The sequence below is a fragment of the Caballeronia sordidicola genome (assembly GCF_000729995.1).
Classification (GTDB): domain Bacteria; phylum Pseudomonadota; class Gammaproteobacteria; order Burkholderiales; family Burkholderiaceae; genus Caballeronia; species Caballeronia sordidicola_A.
Genome location: NZ_JNFG01000021.1, coordinates 85,461 through 102,828 on the forward strand (window position 1 = coordinate 85,461; position 17,368 = coordinate 102,828).

Below are 17,368 nucleotides of genomic sequence, written 5' to 3' on the forward strand. Positions count from 1 at the left end.
AAAATCCGCGTTTCTGGAGATGGCATTCCTCCAAACAACCGCCGATCTTTCGGCTGATGATGCCTACGAGTTCCTGGGTGCAGGAGGTCGTAGGTCGTCCGTGCGACGCCCTGTCGCCCAGGTTTGATGTTCCGTCAAACCTAGAAATCATGAAACGTCTCAAGTCTGTCGAACAGATAGCCATGGTGCCGTATCTCGCGCGCTGGCTGCTGCTTTCCTCCGTGCTCGGCGCCCTGGCCGGCTCTGCCTCCGCGCTTTTCCTCTTTGCATTGGACCGCGCCACCGATACGCGGGTGGATCATCCGTGGCTCGTCTGGTTGCTGCCGTTCGCAGGGTTCCTGACCGGCTGGATCTATCACCGCATTGGCAAGAGCGTCGAGGGCGGCAACAACCTGCTGATCGACGAGATTCACGATCCGCAGAAGATCGTGCCGAAGCGCATGGCGCCGCTTGTGTTGGTGGCCACGGTGATCACCCACTTGTTCGGTGGCTCCGCGGGCCGCGAGGGCACGGCGGTCCAGATGGGCGGGGCACTGGCTGACCGTGTCACGCACCTCTTCGACCTAGGTCGCGAGGACCGCCGCATCCTGCTGATGGCCGGCATTGCAGCGGGCTTTTCGTCGGTCTTCGGCACGCCTCTCGCCGGCGCGATCTTCGGCCTCGAGGTGCTTGCGATCGGCCGCCTGCGCTATGACGCGTTGCTCGCGTGTCTCGTTGCGTCAGTCGTGGCCGACGCGGTATGCCGTCTATGGGGCATCCACCACACCGTGTATGCGATCCCGTTCGTGCCGCCCGTCACGGCCCTCGGGCTTGGATCCGCGATCGTCGCCGGTATCGCATTCGGTGTCGTTGGGATGCTCTTTGCCGACTCGACGCATGCGTTGTCCGCCCTCACCAAACGCAAGATCGCCTATGCGCCTTTCAGGCCTGTACTTGGCGGCGCCGTGGTGGCGATCCTCGCCACCGTGTTGAACGTTCCGCAGTATCTGGGTCTGGGGATCCCGACCATCGTGCAAGCCTTCAACGGTCCGTTGCCGGTCTATGACTTTGCCGGCAAATTCGGTTTCACCGTGGTGACGCTTGCGTCAGGATTCAAGGGCGGCGAGGTGACTCCGCTCTTCTATATTGGCGCCACGCTGGGCAACGCGCTGGGCCACGTCCTTGCATTGCCGGTACCGGTGCTGGCAGGGCTCGGCTTTGTCGCCGTGTTCGCTGGCGCGGCAAATACCCCGATCGCATCGACCGTGATGGCAATCGAACTCTTTGGTCCTCAGATCGGCGTGTATGCCGCATTGGCTTGCGTGGTCAGTTATCTCTTCTCCGGCCACACGGGTATCTATCGTGCGCAACGGGTCGGCCACGCAAAACATCTGCTCATTCCAGCCGGCATGCGCCTCGCCGATATCCCCGCCTGGCGCCGCGCGCGCCGCAAGGCCGCGACCGTCTCCGCGCAACCCTGAACGCTTCGAACCCTTTCCTGCTTATCGCCATGACTCAGCTGATTTCGCTTCGCCTGTATTTCCACCACTCCGAAAGGGCTCGTCCGACACGCTTCTGGCATCGGGTATCGCGACCGAGCCTTGCCTCGCACTTACTTCGCCATGCGAAGGAAGCGGGTATCGAGCAGGCACTCTTGCATCGCGTCCATGCGGGTTACCTGAAAGGTGACCGGCTGCGTCACGAACACATCGAGATCGCGCATCACCGTTTCCCTCACTGCATCGAACTCATTGACCTGGATGCCAAAGTGCGCGACTTCTGGCGTACGCATGGCAAGGGGCTCGACAACGTAAGGGCGATTTTCCTGCCGTGTGAATTGCCGATGCAGGCGACGTGACGAACAGCCACGCAGGTGGAGTCGACCATGAAACCACGGACCAGGATGTGGCTGACAGGACAGTTCACAGTGCTGGCGTTCGCGGCGCTCGTGACCCAAGTCATGGCCTGGATGCTGTCCACGGCAGTGAATTCTGTCTATGGAAGCGTTTCGCCCTTCTGGTTTGCGGCCTTCGGCGCGTTGACGGTGCCTTTTGTGATCCTCTGTATACGAAAGGACGTGGCGCGCGCGTATGAGACCGCGATTGGGCAGGGCTTTTAGGCTTGAAAGGTGAGCCGGCGCAGGTGATCTCGATCGCCAACGATTGCCCGAAGCGCTGGTGCGTGTTGCTTCACATACGGCTCCATCCGGAGTTGATCGGCGCGGACGATCGTTGAGCCAGACGATTGCGGCGCGCAATCGGCAAAGCGTTATACCGCGTAACTGAGCAGGAACAGGCAACCGTTATCGCTATGGAAAAGCTCATCGGCGGTACCTTGTTCTGCGACACCTGCCCAGCCAGCGGTCAAAACCTGACCGTTCTGAATGCCTTCCCCTTCCAGCATGAAGATGAACTCCGGTCCGCTGTGCTCGTGAGTGGGAAAGACAGCGCCGGGCTCGAAGCGGACCAGTTGCGTGGCGCGCCTATTTACCTTGCCGAGATTTTTCACCGCGACGCCCTCTGCCGATTTCGATTTTTGTCAGCGGACAGCGTTGCTGTCGGTGAAGGTGAACTTCGCTTCTTGTCGCGCAGTCATGGCCGTCCTCCTCGTCTGGAATTTCGCCGGGCTGCCGTCAAAGGACGCTGGCTACGGTTGCTTCTGCGCCGCGCACTCAAGCATCGCATCGCCAATCCGATTGTCGAGCGCCTTGAGCGCTTCTCCGGCACCCTGGATATCACGGACTTCCTTATTCTGGCTGAGCTTGCTCTTGCCCGTGAGCCGGGTGATATCGATTTGCAAACCGACAATCGCTTTAACCATAGTGTCGATGAACTCCTTCGGCGCGTCTCCCATTTTCCAGGGTTCGGGCTGCGTTGCCTCATGCGTGCGGGTTAGACGGGCGATCACGCCGCGCACATATTTCTCATCGTCGCGAATGGTAATGCGCCCATGGGCGTGAACGACGATGTAATTCCAGGTCGGCACCTGCTTGTGCGTTTCATGCTTGCTCGGATACCACGTAGGCGAGACGTACGCATCGCCAGCGCGGAAGACGACCAGGACTTCGTCGCCATTGACGACGTCCTGCCACAAGGGATTGCTCCGCGCGACATGCGCATGCAGCACACCCAGTTCGCCTTCGTTCGCGGCAAGATCAAGTGGAATGTGATTGGCGTCCAGACCGCTCCTGCCATTGGTAATCAGACTGCCAAAGGGATTTTGCGCGATGAGTGCGTGCAGCACGTCTTTGCGAGACTCGTTGAAATGGGCGGGTATATACATGCGTGCTCCAATAAATTTCTGTCCTTCACCAGTGCGAAGGGTGTTCGTCTTGCACGCAAGTGTGTGCCGAAACTGGTTTATCCTGTAGAGCCAATTTAAATCATTTTCATTGAACCAGAATCATGGCGCGCACTCCCCTTGTATTAGACGTTCCCGCGCTCGGCGCACTAGAACGCGGTGCGGGAAACCTGTCCGGCCAGTTGGCGCAGCTGCTGCGAGAGGCGATACACAGGGGAGAAATCGTTCCGGGCGACGCTTTGCCGTCCACGCGGCTGCTCGCCGCTTCCTTGCAGGTCGCGCGTGGAACGGTGGTGGAAGCCTATGAGCAACTGATCGCCGAGGGCTTCCTCGAGTCCCAACGAGGTGCGGCCACGCGCGTTGCAGAAGCATTGTCGGGAGCAGGAGCAGGAGCAGGGACGCGGGTTCGCAAAGCGCACACTGCCCACGGACGAGCATCGCGGACCAGCTTGCCTGAGCCGGCGGCGCGCTTTGCCCAAGTGGCGCGCGAATTCACTCCATTACCGCCTATGCCATTTGCTGTCTCGGTCCCCGTTGGCCTGACCGCGCCTGCCGACATCTGGCGCCGGCTTGGCAACCGTGTGCGCGCCAAAGGGCCGGGCGCGCCCGCCGGTTATGACGATCCGAAAGGCGCGCTGCCGCTGCGTGAAGCGATTGCTGCCTACGCGCGCAAGTCGCGGTCGGTGCACTGCGACGCCGGCCAGGTGATCATCACTAGCGGAACGCAGCAGGGCTTGTATCTCGCGTGTCAGGTATTGCTGGGATCGAAGGATCAGGCGTGGGTGGAAGATCCCGCGTATCGCGGTATCACTGCCACGCTCGAGAATAACGGACGGGGCAGTGCAATGATCCGGGTGCCGGTGGATGATGAGGGCATCGATGTTGAAGCAGGCATCAGGCAAGCGCCGCACGCGAAAGTGGCGTTCGTGACGCCGTCGCATCAATATCCACTCGGCATGCCGCTGAGCATGGCGAGACGCAGCGCGATACTGGCGTGGGCACGCACCAACGACGCATGGGTCGTCGAAGACGACTACGACAGCGAATTCCGCTACGAGGGTTATCCATTTCCGTCGCTGCATAGCTCGGAGCCTGACCGGGTGGTCTACCTCGGTACGTTCAGCAAGATCCTGTTTCCTTCACTGCGGTTGGGCTATGTCATCGTGCCGCACGATCTGGCCGATGCGTTTTGCGGCGCGCGTGTCCTGATGGACCGGCACCCGCCGAATGCGGATCAGCACGTTCTCGCGGCGTTCATGGCGGATGGACATCTTGAGCGGCACATCAGGCGGGTTCGCAATGTGTATGCGAACCATCGGGCACAGCTCATCGCCGCAATCGACGCTCTGTTGCCTCAGGAGGTGGCATGGGTTCAACCCGGCGATCAAGGCATGCACCTTGTTCTCTGGCTCGAGGAAAGCCTGGACGACCGCGAGGTGGTCGCGATGGCCGCGCGAGCCGGAGTAGCGGTACGAGCGGTATCGCCAATGTTCTCGCCAGGGAATGGTCGGCCCGGCCTGGTCCTTGGGTTCGGCGGATTCAGCAATGCACAAATGGAGGAGGCCGCGCAGCGGCTCGCGGCAGTCATCACTGACGCCGTGAGATCAGGTGTGGGACGACGAGGCGCCGGGTAGCGGGCATCCATGAAGGAAGGCGGGACCAGGTCGCAAACGGCCGTTGAGATACAAGTGCTGATAGACAGAAAGGGGTCGACTTCTGCGGATCGTTGACAGGTAAAAGGCGGCCAGTTTCCGCCGTTTGCCATCACGGCGCAACGTGGTCGAGCGCACAGACTACCGATGGAGCCTCGTGGTCTGGTTGAGGGGTTTGGACTCCCCGACCCACCAGGAATATTCCGTTCGGACTGCGCACTGCGCAACCACAATGATGAGTACATGGGTACATGAGCTGCCGTTATGGTTGATGGCACTTGTCACTTTCGGCGCGATATTTCTCGTGGGTGCGGCCGTCCATTTCGTCACCGGATGGCTTGCTGCCGGTCGACATGGGCGATCACTCAAGGCAATTTCGCCCGGTCTGCTTTCTCCGCTCGGGATCATATTCGGCTTATTTATCGCCTTCACGGCCTCGCAGGTCTGGAACGATACGGCGCGGGCCAGTGTCGCGGTCGCCACTGAAGCGAGTGCGCTGCGATCGGTTGTTGTCATGTCTGCCGTTTTGCCAAACGACGCCCAGACCGAACTGCGAAGGATGGTCCGAGACTACATCCAGTACACCGCGACGACTGAATGGCCGCTCGTGGCGAAGGGAGCCGTCACGCTTAACGTGAGCCCTCCCACGCTGAACAACGCACTGAAGTTCACGCTATCCCTGCCAGTCGTTACGCCCGGGCAGCAGACGGCGCAGCGCGAGGTCGCGGCGTCCCTGGAGCATGCTCTCGAAGTGCGTCGCGATCGTATCCTGATCAGTCGCAGCGAAGTGAATGGTGTCAAATGGTTTTGCCTGGCGTTTCTGGCGCTGTGCCTGCTGTTCGCCATCGCGTTCGTTCATTGCGACAACCGGCTGACCTCTGCCGTGGCAATCGGTCTGTTTTCGGCGGCACTCGCCACAACCTTTTTGCTCATCCTCTCCCACGATCGGCCCTTTACAGGAGAAGTCGCGCTGACGCCGGAGCCGCTGTTGCAGGTGATGCCTGAGAATCGCTGACCGTTGCCCGCTCATCGGCTTGTCCGAGACGGCCACACGCAGTCTCAGATAGCTCAGGAGTCGCTCGGGAGTCGCAAACCGCTAGAATTGCGGCTTTAGCCCGGAATACGCCAATGTCTTTTGCCTCGCTTGGCCTGATCGACTCCTTGCTGCGTAATTTGCAAGACCTCAATTACCAGACACCTACGCCGGTGCAGGCCAAGGCGATTCCTGCTGTGCTCAGTGGCCGCGACGTCATGGCTGCGGCACAGACCGGCACTGGCAAGACGGCGGGTTTTGCGCTGCCGCTGTTGCAACGGCTGGTGCAACACGGCCCGGCGGTGTCCAGCAACCGCGCGCGCGTTTTGGTGCTGGTGCCCACGCGTGAACTGGCCGAACAGGTGCTGCAAAGCTTTATCGATTACGGCAAAGGCCTCGACTTACGATTTCTGGCCGCCTACGGCGGTGTGAGTATCAACCCGCAGATGATGACGTTGCGCAAAGGCGTGGATGTGCTCGTTGCCACGCCGGGCCGTTTGCTGGATCTCAATCGCCAGAACGCAGTACAGTTTGATCAGGTACAAACGCTGGTGCTGGATGAAGCCGACCGCATGCTGGATCTGGGCTTTGCGCGCGAACTCGACGCCGTCTTTGCTGCGTTGCCCACTCAGCGTCAGACCCTGCTGTTCTCTGCTACGTTTACCGATGATATCCGCGCCATGGCGGCGGGCATTCTGCGCGACCCGGTCAATATCAGCGTCAGCCCGCCCAATTCCACGGTCAGCAAGATCAAGCAGTGGGTGGTGACGGTGGATAAAAAGAACAAGCCTGACCTCTTCATGCACCTTGTGGCTCAGAACAACTGGGAGCACGCGCTGGTGTTCGTCAAGACCCGCGTTGGCGTGGATTACCTGGCGGCCATGCTGGATGAAGCGGGCTATGCGGTCGACACCATCCACGGCGACAAACCGCAACCCGCGCGCTTGCGTGCACTGGAGCGCTTCAAGACGGGCGAAGTACGCATGCTGGTCGCCACCGATGTAGCTGCGCGCGGGCTGGATATTGACGACCTGCCGCTGGTGATCAACGTTGATCTGCCGATTGTGGCGCAAGACTATGTGCACCGTATTGGCCGTACTGGTCGCGCGGGCGCCAGCGGCGTGGCAGTGTCCCTTGTGTGTGCCGATGAAGCACCGCAACTGGCCGCGATTGAAGCGCTGATCCGGCAAACGCTGCCCCGTGAAGAAGAGCCGGGGTTTGAGGCCGAACATCGCGTGCCGCAAACTAGTGCGACGGGCCAGATCACGAAGAAACCCAAAAAGCCTAAGAAGCCAAAAATGCCACAAGCAGCGCCGGGCAACATGCAGGTGCTCAGCAAAAAACCTCGCCCGCAAAGTGGCGAAAACGATCGCAAGCCTGCGGTTCAGCGGGCTGTGGCCGAAGGTAAGGGCACAAGCTTCTCCGGCGGTAACCCATTCAGCGTGCAAAAGCCACGCAGCAAACCCGCCAGCAAGCCAGTTGCGGGTTCTCGTAAGCCGGCTGGCAAACCCGCTGGTGGCAGCGGCAAACGCCAACCGTGATGCGTGGGGATGAGTAACGCCAGCCCTGGAACCGGCTGGCGGTTTGTGGCCCGCTGCCAGGCGGCGCGGCTTCGGCGTGCATCAGGTCGGCGGGTAACGGCGCACTGAATTCAGGATCGCTATGCAGCTGGTAGCGTCGCAGGTCCTCGACGGAGGCCGTGTCAGGCGAGCGCCCGAGAAACCGGGCAAATTCGCGCACGATGCGTAGATAAGTGTCCTGCGTCTTCGGTGAAAGCTGGCGCATGCGCATGTCGTCGATCATGCGTTGGCGCAGTGGACTGGCGTTTGCCTGTAAGGAGGTCATGATTGGGCTCCTGCTGGAGAACGAGGCGGATTGCCTCATTCGCCAACATACGGAACCGCGCGGCGGACCTCCCATGAACCGCACGCGATGGCCGGAGCCCCCTACCGCGCGAGCGGTTTCGTTCTTCGGCCATTTGCAGCCGTTGGCCCACGCTCTCACACAGACGTTTGAACGGCGACTTCCCTTAGCGACCGGACATTGAGGTACAGACTATTAGGTCGTTCGCGACAGTGCTCGGCGAACGGCCGATCTTGCGTGTGTGTCTGTGCCCGAATCGACTCCACAACCAACGATATCGAAAGCATGCACATGCCGTTGCGCAAGATCGTCAGGACCCGCGGCGACTTCCGGTAGGTGACGATTTCGGCGCCTCACCCTGGCGCCATTCTGCTAGGTGCCAATCACGACATACACGAGTGCCAGCGGCGCTGTCGAGCCTCCCGGCAAGGCTGCGCGCAGAGGAAATCCAATGGTAGTGCGTACGGTCGCAAATCGCGACATCTGAAAGCGCAAGCCCGCGCCGACGCTGACGAGCGAACCGTTGCTCTGCTCGGCCGGCTCATTGATGCGGTTCCAGGCGTGCCCGGCATCGACGAACAGAAAAGGTTGCAGCGCCGTGTTCGTCGCGCCGAATCCGAGCGGCGGCGTGCGCAACTCCGTCTGCAGGCTCCAGCCGCGGTCGCCCAGCACAACATACGGCTCGTAGCCGCGCACACTGCTATCGCCGCCAAGCCCCAGTTCTTCGCTGGGCAGCAACGTATTCGGCGTCCACTGGAACACGCCTCGCGCATACAGCGAAAAGCCAGCGCCAATCGCCACATCGCGCTGGGCCGACGACTGCACGTACGCGTATCGCGCTGTCGCGCCGAGGCGCGAGGTGTTGAAGGCCATGTCATTGTCGTTACCGTCGAAGTGCCCGGGACTCAGCACAAGTGTTGCATTCACGGCCCCCTGGCCGAGCGTGTCGGTTTTGGTGGCGTCATAGGCAATGACGAATTGATGGATGTGGGTATTCGAACCGAACACCTGGAAGCCGCCGAATTCGAGGTTGTTATTCGACCGCTTGAAGTCATAGCCAAACTGCAATTGCTGCTGCCACTGTCCTGACGACGCGATCCGCCAGTCGTAACGAAAGCTCAGTTGAGCTGAGATTCCGGTCTGTCCATAACTGTCCGGCAGATCCGGCGTACTCTGCGCATACACGCCGAACAGCTCGACCCGATCGAGCCACGGCAGCGGCGCGCTGTAATTGAATGAATGGCCTACGAAGCGCGGGCGGTTGGCGCCGCCGAAGATATCCGGGCGGCCGTCGAACACGTCGCTGTTCGTCGTGAGCTGGTAGCCGATTTCCTGATCGAGACCGAACAGATTGCCGTAGTCTATTCCAGCGAAGAAGCGGTCCCGGCCAAGCTGGCTCACACCCGCATTGTCATAGCCGGCGCTCAGGCGCAGCGGCAGACGGTCTTGCGTTTCCAGCACGACGTCCGTCGAGTCTTCCGCCCCCCCGGGCGTGTACACCACATTCACTGTCCGGTACGGATTCAGGTTGAGTAGCGCCAGTCCCGACGTCACGTCGGCCTCGCTGATCGACTCGCCGCTGGCGAGCGGCATTTCCTTGATCAGCAAGCGATCGGAGAAATAGCGGTTACCGCGCGCGATCACCTTACCCAGGCGGTAACTTGCCACCGCAATCCGCACGACGCCCCCTGACACATCCTGCTCGGGCACATACACATCAACGAGCGGTTGCCCTCCCTCGCGATAGCGCTGCACAACAGCGCGGCGTATTTGCGCGAGCCGTCCGAACGTCATGGGCCGGCCGAGGTCGGCTGAGAAGCCGGCGAGGAACGACGCATCGAGTAGCGGCAGACCCTGCGCGGTGATCGCGCCCTGCGCCACCTGTGTGACGGGTGACTGAACACGGTGATCGGCTACGAAGACCAGCCCGCGCAGCGTCTCGACAGCCACCTGCGTGGCGTTGAGGTCGCCCCCGGGGGGAACCGGCGGCGCCGGTTGGCGCGCGGCAGCGGGGGGTGGCTGGGGCGTTACGTCACGATACGACTGCGCCGCCGCCCCGATCGCAAAAGCGATCAGGGCAGCGCCCATTCCCGCACGGGTGGCAGCAAGCGCCCGCTTACGCGCGGTTCCTGGCGGTTTGCCGCGCCGCCGCAAGTTGCATCGCAACGCTACTTGCTCAATGCTCAACTTGCCATTGCAGCACAGGAGAAGTCGCACCAGCGGGGATCGCCCACGTTCCGTTGGGCCTGAAATTCCAGCTCGAACCGAAGCTGGCCGCAACGCTCATTTGCGCGGTCGTCAAACCATTGGCAGCGGGTATCGCCGTGCCGTTGCCTACGCCCGGAGCGCCACCCGTGGTGTCTGCGTCCCAGAAAACGTTATTCGCGATGGTGCCCGCGTTCGCCGCCGCAATCCCTCCGTAGAGCGCGCCCGGGGGACCTCCCGCCGCCCGCGTCGATGCAGAGTAGGACTCTTCAATTAATCCGGTGTTGTACCCGACCAGACCGCCGGCCCCGGCTTCGGTGCTGATCATTCCGGTTGCGTAAGACTGGTTGATGATGCCGCTCGACGCGTTCAAACCAACGAGGCCGCCTTCCTCGGCGTGGTTCCCGCCGTTTAGGCGGCCAGTGGCGTACGACTGCAGGATCAGTCCGTTGTTGGTGCCGACAAGGCCGCCAAACGAGCCGTTCCCGCCGACTCCCGCGCTGCTCCAGGAGCGCTCGATCGTGCCGTCATTCTGACCGGCCACTCCGCCGCCACTGCCCATTCCGAAGCTTCCTACGGTCATCGCCCCGGTGCTGTACGAGTTCGTGATCAGCCCAAGGTTGTCGCCCGCAATGAGGCCGATGCGTGCGAATACACTCGAGCCAGATGCATTGACCACGCCCAGGTTGCGCACGACACCCGCTGTGCCTACTGTCGAGAATAGACCGATGGCCCCGGCAGTGGAATCCGAATTCGTCGTCGCATAATCAAGACCGCTGATGGTGTGTCCCATGCCGTCGAACTGGCCGGTAAACGGCGTAGCCGCCGTGCCGCCGATCGGGTTGAAAGCGACTGTCGGATCAGCCTGGATATTGTTGCCAAGAGCGTAAATGCCTGCGAGGTTCTTCGATACGTTGTTCAGATCGGCGAGCGTGTTCACGAGTTGATAGGCCGTGACCTGCGTCAGCAGTCCGCTAAACGGCGCAGCGCTCCACGCGCTATTGCTTCGTATCGTGCCGGCTTGCCAGCTACCGTTCATGTCATAAAGCGCAGAAACAATGCCCGTGCTCTTCGACCAGTCGATCGTACCGGCGTTGATCACGCTGCCGCCGTTGTCGATTCCGGTAGCATCGGCGCGCAACGTCAGATTGCCGCTTCCAGTATTGGCGACGCTGACATGCTGCCCGACGTTGACCGTGTGATACGCATTCAGCGCCAGCGACGCCGCGCCCTTCCAGTTCAGGCTGGACGATACGGTCAGGTTGCCGTTGGCGCCACCGGCGCCCGTTGTGGTCACAGCGACTGAGGTTCCGAGCGACAGGTTTTGCGCGAGTGCGCTGGCCGTCGCCGCGTCGATCGTGAAGGTGGGCGCGCTCAAGTTCCACTGTGCAGCATCGACCGTCGCGCCTTGGACATTCAACGTCTTGCCGCTCATGTCGACCGTGCCACCGCTGCCGCTTGCATTCGCTGCATCGATGGTTCCCTGGGCGTTGACGGTGCCGGTGTTCGCGACCAGCCAGACATGACCGTCGCGCGTGGCTGTGCCCGTCGCGCGCATCACGCTGTTCTTTCCGGCAAGCGCGTACACGTTGCCGTCGGCAGCTTGCAGGTTGATCTGCGCCGCCCGAATCGTGCCTGAGTTGAGCACCTGCCCAGCACTGCCGGCTTGCACGAACACCTGCGGTCCCGAAGACGAATCCTGCAGCAGGACCTGGCTGCCGGCCGCGAGCTCGGCGGTCCCGTTGGCTGCCGCCACCGTGCCCTGGTTCGAGACGGTCGTGCGCGAGATCAGGAACACATCGCCGCCGGTAGAGCTGATCGCGCCGAGATTGACGACGGTGCCCTGACCATTGCCGCTGAACGTGAGCGATCCGCCGTTCATGAAAGCGCTGTTGGATACGCCGAGCGTCGACGCCACAAAGCGGCCACCGGTTGTGATGACGCCGGTCGGTCCCACCAGCACGCCCTGCGGATTGATCAGGTACACGCTGCCGGTCCCGCTCAGCAGTCCGTTAATCGATGAAAGACTGTTGCCGGTGACAACGTTCAGCGTCGCGCCCGAGCCATTGTTGATCGTGACGTGTTGCCCTGCACCAATCGAAAAGGAATTCCAGTCGATCACACCGCGCGCGCTTGTCTGCGAGATGCTGAGGCCGGAACTGACAGTCGAGATCTTGCCGCTGCCTGCAACGTACTGGCCGCCTTGCGGAAGCACGCCAGCCGCTTGCGTTGATGGCAACCAGACAGAGGTCGCGATGGATACAAACAGTGTGACAACGGGACGCCGGTGCATAAAGTGGATTTGCAAACCATGCACTCGTTTTTTGCGACAAAGTAGAACGCGATGTAGAGAGGGAAAATTGCGGATCTGCAGGACTAAGGCCATTCGATATCCGAGTCGCGACATGTCTCTCTCCAGGGCACAACGATTGCGTCGGTCACGGGACTGCCCGGTATCCAAAATACCGACACTTCCGGTCGACATATCAGGCATTTAATGCCGGGAAAATATTCAGCGATGGAATGTGGTGAAGCAATATCCACCAGCACCGATCCAGTATAAAAGCCTTGCCACGAAATTAAGCAGAATATATCTGGGGTTCAATGAACGTTGAGTGGTCTGCCGCACTGTTGTCCCGCCAATACTTGTAGAAACAAATTTGAGCCGTTGAATCACTTGCGACGGTGAAAAAATAAGAGATTGCGAAGCGCCCTTCGCGCACCGACAATAAGATGTTAGCCAGCCGGCGCCCTCTCCCTTATCGATCATTCACCCGAAGATTGGTCGCTCACGCGTCGGCAACTGCTCGCACACATTGGCGGGCGAGCCCGAGCGTGGGTGACCGAAGCAACGCCTGCCTAGGCGGCAACATGCGCGGCTGAAGCGAAGACTTGAGCGACTTCAGTGAGGAGTCGGTCGGTTGCCCTGACGCCGACTCCCGGTATGCTGCCAGGACCGGCCAAAGTAGGTGCGCACGCACCTGGCGTTCAACCGAGAAAACGCGGAGCCAAGCCGCCGTCAATCGGCTACCCCGGCAGACGCTCGCGAGAGCGCCCATCCAAGACCACCGGAAACGCCGATAACCAACCCAACCGATTGAGTGTCCGCGCGTCACATCCCATTGAAATGAACAGACACCCTGCAAGTCGATGCAATCGCTGCTCTGGCGGCGCGTTCGATCAGTTGGCCGCTTTGCCCTACAAGCGGCCCGAGCTGCGACGCCTTGTCCAAGGTCCGGAGTGGGTCGCGTGCTGCCGAACGCCGGCTCGGCAGCTTCAGGCGGCGTATGCCGATTGCATCGGGCAGCACCCGGGCCGCTTTCGGCCGTTCGACATCAGAGCCTGGATCGCTGACAATCCCCATGGGAATTATTCGCGCATTCAACGAATGGGAAAAGCTGCAGAGCTATTTCGTCGTGTCGTACGGCCAACAATGGAGCGTGAAGGTCCGCGCGGTATGTTAAGCCGCTAGCCGTGGCGGGCCCGAAAACCTCTCTTAGCCAAGGAAATCCATGAGTAACCCGCCAAATCTTCTGAAGGCTGACGACATTTCCCAAATGGAAGGTAAGTCCAGACCGCATCTCCTGAATCCGGCCGCGATTCGTTTCGCGAAATCGCTTGGAGCAGCCACCGGCCTCAGCAACCTTGGCTTTCATCTGATGACCGTGATGCCGGGCCGTGAGTATGCGGAATACCACCGTCACTTGTACGAGGAGCAATGTTTTTACATTCTCTCAGGCCGTGGCGAAGCAATTATTGAAGAGATGCGTTACGTCATTGGTGGCGGGGATTTTCTCGGATTCCCCAAAAATGGTGCGGCCCACACGATAGTAAATACGGGTGATGAGCCATTGGTCATGCTTTCCGCGAGAACAAATCTGGAGCAGGATGTTTGCGATTACCCGAGAAAGAAAAAGCGTCTATATATGAACGGCACTGAGGAAGCGCTCGTCGATTTTGACGATGTTAAGTTTGAAGGTCCAGCTTAGGCCGGTGCGAAGTGGAGTTGCATAAGCTTCGTTTGGATCGCATGCTGCAGCGGTGGATTGACCAGGACGCTGCAGCGCGCTATATATCGCCTGATTGGGCAGCAAAGCCGCGCGAAATGGCCCGTGATCCATTTCACCCCGGGGCTCAGCAATATCGTCGTTGGGCTGAACTCGTCAGCCAGCAAATCGTGGATTTACTGGTTAAGGAGCGCGTTTTCAAATAGACCGCCAATCATAGAGATTGTTGAGACTAATCTACCGGGCGAGTGGTCAATATGGGCCGACTGCAGCCGGTCATGAGGAGTCGCTCGTCGTACCCGGCAATCGAACGTTCCAGGAACCGCTTCTCCCGGGAAAACTGCCGAGTAGTGCGAGGCTCATCGAAAACTCAAAGGAACCCACGGTGGCGTTACCCAGTATTTGCGCATCGGCTCCACGTTTCTGGCGAGATGCCGCGCTACCGTTCATCGAAGCCAGAGCGATCGATGACGGCCGCGAGATCTGCTATGCGCGGCACGCTCACGAGACGTTCTCGATCGGCGCAGTGACGGGCGGCGAGAGTATCTATGAGAATGGCCGTGTGCGTCAGCGAGTGGGACGGGGCACCGTAGTGCTGATGAATCCGCAAGACGTGCACGCGTGCAATCCGCTCGGCGACGAGCCGTGGTCCTATCGGATGTTGCATGTCGACACTGAATGGCTAACTTCGCTCCAGCACGAGCTCGGTTTTAGCGAAGGGCATGGCTTCCGGGCTTTCTCGACAGCAGCCAACTGGCAGCCCGAACTCTATGCTGGCCTTAACCGGCTCTATACGACGCTCACTGACGAGCTCGCCGACACGTTGCAAAAACACAGCTCCGTTATCGAGTTTTTTGACGATGCTCACCGTTGGCTGAATCGCGCGCCCACGCAGGCACGGGATACGAACCACAAGCTCGGACGAGCAGCGGAATTTATTCGCGAGCACCGCACGCGTTCGCTGTCGCTCGACGAAATTTGCGCGGCAGCGCAGTTGTCGGCGTCATATTTGATTCGCGCGTTCAAGGCGCGCTATGGCATGACCCCACACGCGTACCTGATCAATTGCCGCATCGAATTTAGTCGCGTCCAGTTGAAGCGCGGCCGTCCGATCGCCGAAGTCGCGGCCGATGCCGGATTCGCCGACCAGGCGCATCTGCATCGTGCATTCCGGCACCTGGTCGCGGCAACACCGGGCCAGTATCGCGGTTGATCCACGAAGTTGTTCGCTGGCCGCTAACCTTTTAGCAGGTAGATCGCGCTGCCGCCGAGCAGCATCGCCATGGAGCGATTGAAAAGCCGCACGCGCGACGGCTCGTGCAAATGCTGGCGCAGCAACGTTCCGGCCACCGCCCAGCAAGAAAGCGACGCATAGCAAATCACGAAATATAGCGCCGTAAAGCGCCACACCAGGAGGCTATCGCCGTTCGCTGCGTACGCACCCATCCCGGCTATGGACGCAAGCCATGCTTTCGGGTTGAGCCATTGCATCACTGCGCCCGACCATAGCGATGGTCTGTCATCGCTATGGTCGGTGGTGAGCGTACCGTCGTCGCGGGCGAGCTGCCAAGCCATGTATAACAAGAACGCGACGCCCGCCCACTGAATGACTAGCGTCAGTTGCGGCCAGCGCGCAAGGATCTGGTGCAGACCAAGGCCGACCAGCAGGAGCAGTAGTGTGAAGCCAACGGTCGCGCTGGTCACATGCCGCATCGCGGCACCGGGTCCACGGCGCACCCCGGTGCTTAGCGCAACAATGTTGACCGGGCCCGGGGTAATTGAACAGACAAGCGCAAACGCGGACATCGATAAGAGCTGATTCATGTGGCTTTCGGAAGTCGGAAGTGAACGACAACCCGAAGGTACGCAATCAGCAAATGGGCGTATTGAATAAAAACACCCTACGCGGCCAAACTTGCCACGTACGGTATCGTCAATCGACGCCTTTGGCGCAGGCCTATTCGTCGAATCGAATGTAGGGGGAAGGGCAAACGAACGACTGCTTTGGGCCACGCCAAGTGTCTCTTCAGGGTCGAACTGAGCCGGACGCGGCTGGAACGGCATCAGGCTCGCTCGTCGGGCCGGGCTCGCCAATCCCGGCCATTCGAGAGCCGCCGCCAATTCGGCTGTAAGCGCACAGGGCTCGGGGGACATGCCGCGCGTGGGCTGCGTCGGCGACTCTTACCAACATTTCTCACGCTATCTTGTAGATCCCGGCAGCCGTGTCGTGTAGCACCTGGCGCTTTTCCGACGCGCTGAAGTCCGCTATCACCTCGAGATACGCACCATAGAGATGTTGAAAGCTGCAGGCGAGCTTGCAGATCGGCATGTGACTCGCGAACATACTGCGCGCAGGGCCAAAAATCTCGATGGCCTGTAGGATCCACGGGCGGACCTGGGCGATCGTCCAGTGGATACCGAAGATGCATTCCAGTCCGAAGATCTTGATCGCGACGTTGAGGCACTTGCCAAGGGCTGCGAGTTCGCGCTTCCACGTTGTCTGGCCTGCTCTCGTCAGGTCGACGGGCCAGCCCATTACGGGCAGGACAAACTGGATATCCGGATACGCGGCGGCCACCGATGCGAACTCGCGCAGTTGGGGCGCGAATATCTCGATCTCGCAGATCAACCCGCGACCGCGAAGCAAGTCAATCCCTCGGCGCCAAGCGAGATCGGACAGAAGATCGGGCCGTTGCGCGTAACGCAACAACGGATTCTCCGGATGCCAGCCCATATGCTGACGCACGCACCGGACGCCTTGAATCGAAGCATAAGCATCCAGCGTACTGTTCAAATCGGGACTGCGAAAATCGACCAGAGCAATCATGCCAGCGGGGCGGGTGGTCGCCTGCATCAACTCATCCGCCCATCGCACTTCGCCGACCGGATTGTCTGAAATGAACTCCGCCCAAACCGTCCCGACGACGTTCAACCCCTGGGTGTCGCGCGCATAGTCTTCGGGAAGATACACGCTGGGCAACGCGCTGTAATCGCCTACGAGCTGCTCGAACCCTGCGCTGCGCTGTGCGAACACAGGGTAGTGCAAACGTCGAGCGTCGTAGAAATGCTGGTGGCAATCAATAATGGGGAGTCCGTCGCCGTTCATGACTCGTGTTCCATGTTGAGAAGGGTTGCGCTTGCATCGCACCTACCGCCGCTCTTGCCTCACGAGGCTAGCACATTCGTCGATGCGCCCAGCAACACGCCGATCAGCGTCCGCAAACTCGCGTGGGCCCGTTGCGTGGCGGGTAATGCATGACTGCGATCGCAGCGTTCTGAAAAAAACTGCGAAGTCGTGTCTTGCGCATGTCGATTTCTCCCACGATCAT

13 protein-coding genes, 2 pseudogenes and 1 riboswitch are annotated in these 17,368 nt (G+C 60.5%); of the genes and pseudogenes, 8 read left to right on the plus strand and 7 right to left on the minus strand.

What is annotated here, in order from left to right:
* The first annotated feature begins 6 nt into the window (after nucleotides 1-6).
* A riboswitch (Fluoride riboswitch) is annotated at nucleotides 7-73 on the plus strand.
* Nucleotides 74-149: 76 nt separating this feature from the next.
* The 3 genes from FH08_RS0121750 to FH08_RS0121760 are packed head-to-tail and all read left to right on the plus strand — an operon-like array spanning nucleotide 150 to nucleotide 2,098.
* A complete protein-coding gene (locus FH08_RS0121750) occupies nucleotides 150-1,460 on the plus strand; it encodes a voltage-gated chloride channel family protein (protein ID WP_031360381.1) in 1,311 nt (436 codons plus the stop codon).
* 29 nt (nucleotides 1,461-1,489) lie between these two features.
* Nucleotides 1,490-1,837 carry a DUF190 domain-containing protein gene (locus tag FH08_RS0121755; RefSeq protein ID WP_031360382.1) on the plus strand — a complete coding sequence of 116 codons (348 nt, stop codon included), beginning with the start codon at nucleotides 1,490-1,492 and terminating at the stop codon, nucleotides 1,835-1,837.
* A 27-nt stretch (nucleotides 1,838-1,864) separates the two neighbouring features.
* A complete protein-coding gene (locus tag FH08_RS0121760; RefSeq protein ID WP_152602883.1) occupies nucleotides 1,865-2,098 on the plus strand; it encodes a hypothetical protein in 234 nt (77 codons plus the stop codon).
* Nucleotides 2,099-2,247: 149 nt separating this feature from the next.
* Here the strand turns inward: FH08_RS0121760 and FH08_RS48540 are convergent.
* Together FH08_RS48540 and FH08_RS0121775 are read right to left on the minus strand one after the other, a co-directional pair.
* Nucleotides 2,248-2,493 (minus strand): annotated as a pseudogene (locus tag FH08_RS48540) (cupin domain-containing protein); the annotation flags it as partial.
* A 132-nt stretch (nucleotides 2,494-2,625) separates the two neighbouring features.
* Complete coding sequence (locus tag FH08_RS0121775; RefSeq protein ID WP_031360384.1) at nucleotides 2,626-3,261, minus strand: FMN-binding negative transcriptional regulator; 636 nt, start codon at nucleotides 3,259-3,261, stop codon at nucleotides 2,626-2,628.
* Nucleotides 3,262-3,383: 122 nt separating this feature from the next.
* On the opposite strand from FH08_RS0121775, the gene FH08_RS0121780 reads away from it, so the two are divergent.
* From FH08_RS0121780 to FH08_RS0121790, 3 genes are all read left to right on the plus strand, one after another.
* Nucleotides 3,384-4,913 carry a PLP-dependent aminotransferase family protein gene (locus tag FH08_RS0121780; protein WP_031360385.1) on the plus strand — a complete coding sequence of 510 codons (1,530 nt, stop codon included), beginning with the start codon at nucleotides 3,384-3,386 and terminating at the stop codon, nucleotides 4,911-4,913.
* A gap of 289 nt (nucleotides 4,914-5,202) precedes the next feature.
* Nucleotides 5,203-5,946, plus strand: coding sequence for a DUF4239 domain-containing protein (locus FH08_RS0121785; RefSeq protein ID WP_235210446.1), 744 nt, complete (start codon nucleotides 5,203-5,205; stop codon nucleotides 5,944-5,946).
* A gap of 113 nt (nucleotides 5,947-6,059) precedes the next feature.
* Nucleotides 6,060-7,505: a DEAD/DEAH box helicase gene (locus FH08_RS0121790; RefSeq protein ID WP_031360387.1), complete on the plus strand. Its 1,446-nt coding sequence runs from the start codon at nucleotides 6,060-6,062 to the stop codon at nucleotides 7,503-7,505.
* Nucleotides 7,506-7,626: 121 nt separating this feature from the next.
* Here FH08_RS0121790 and FH08_RS50510 read toward each other — a convergent pair.
* The 3 genes and pseudogenes from FH08_RS50510 to FH08_RS0121805 form a co-directional block, all read right to left on the minus strand.
* Nucleotides 7,627-7,809, minus strand: a pseudogene (locus tag FH08_RS50510) (phage integrase N-terminal SAM-like domain-containing protein); the annotation flags it as partial.
* 390 nt (nucleotides 7,810-8,199) lie between these two features.
* Entirely contained in the window at nucleotides 8,200-9,915 is a 1,716-nt protein-coding gene (locus FH08_RS0121800) for a ShlB/FhaC/HecB family hemolysin secretion/activation protein (protein WP_031360389.1), read from the minus strand.
* 88 nt (nucleotides 9,916-10,003) lie between these two features.
* Nucleotides 10,004-12,349 carry a filamentous hemagglutinin N-terminal domain-containing protein gene (locus FH08_RS0121805; RefSeq protein WP_326928972.1) on the minus strand — a complete coding sequence of 782 codons (2,346 nt, stop codon included), beginning with the start codon at nucleotides 12,347-12,349 and terminating at the stop codon, nucleotides 10,004-10,006.
* A gap of 1,195 nt (nucleotides 12,350-13,544) precedes the next feature.
* Here FH08_RS0121805 and FH08_RS0121820 point away from each other — a divergent pair.
* Together FH08_RS0121820 and FH08_RS0121830 are read left to right on the plus strand one after the other, a co-directional pair.
* Complete coding sequence (locus FH08_RS0121820) at nucleotides 13,545-14,021, plus strand: cupin domain-containing protein (RefSeq protein ID WP_031360392.1); 477 nt, start codon at nucleotides 13,545-13,547, stop codon at nucleotides 14,019-14,021.
* Nucleotides 14,022-14,424: 403 nt separating this feature from the next.
* Nucleotides 14,425-15,252 carry an AraC family transcriptional regulator gene (locus FH08_RS0121830; RefSeq protein WP_031360394.1) on the plus strand — a complete coding sequence of 276 codons (828 nt, stop codon included), beginning with the start codon at nucleotides 14,425-14,427 and terminating at the stop codon, nucleotides 15,250-15,252.
* Between the two features lie 23 nt (nucleotides 15,253-15,275).
* Here FH08_RS0121830 and FH08_RS0121835 read toward each other — a convergent pair whose 3' ends face one another.
* Nucleotides 15,276-15,863, minus strand: a complete 588-nt coding sequence (locus FH08_RS0121835; protein ID WP_031360395.1) for a LysE family translocator — start codon at nucleotides 15,861-15,863, stop codon at nucleotides 15,276-15,278.
* Between the two features lie 370 nt (nucleotides 15,864-16,233).
* Nucleotides 16,234-17,145 carry an amidohydrolase family protein gene (locus FH08_RS0121840; RefSeq protein ID WP_031360396.1) on the minus strand — a complete coding sequence of 304 codons (912 nt, stop codon included), beginning with the start codon at nucleotides 17,143-17,145 and terminating at the stop codon, nucleotides 16,234-16,236.
* Between the last annotated feature and the right edge of the window lie 223 nt (nucleotides 17,146-17,368).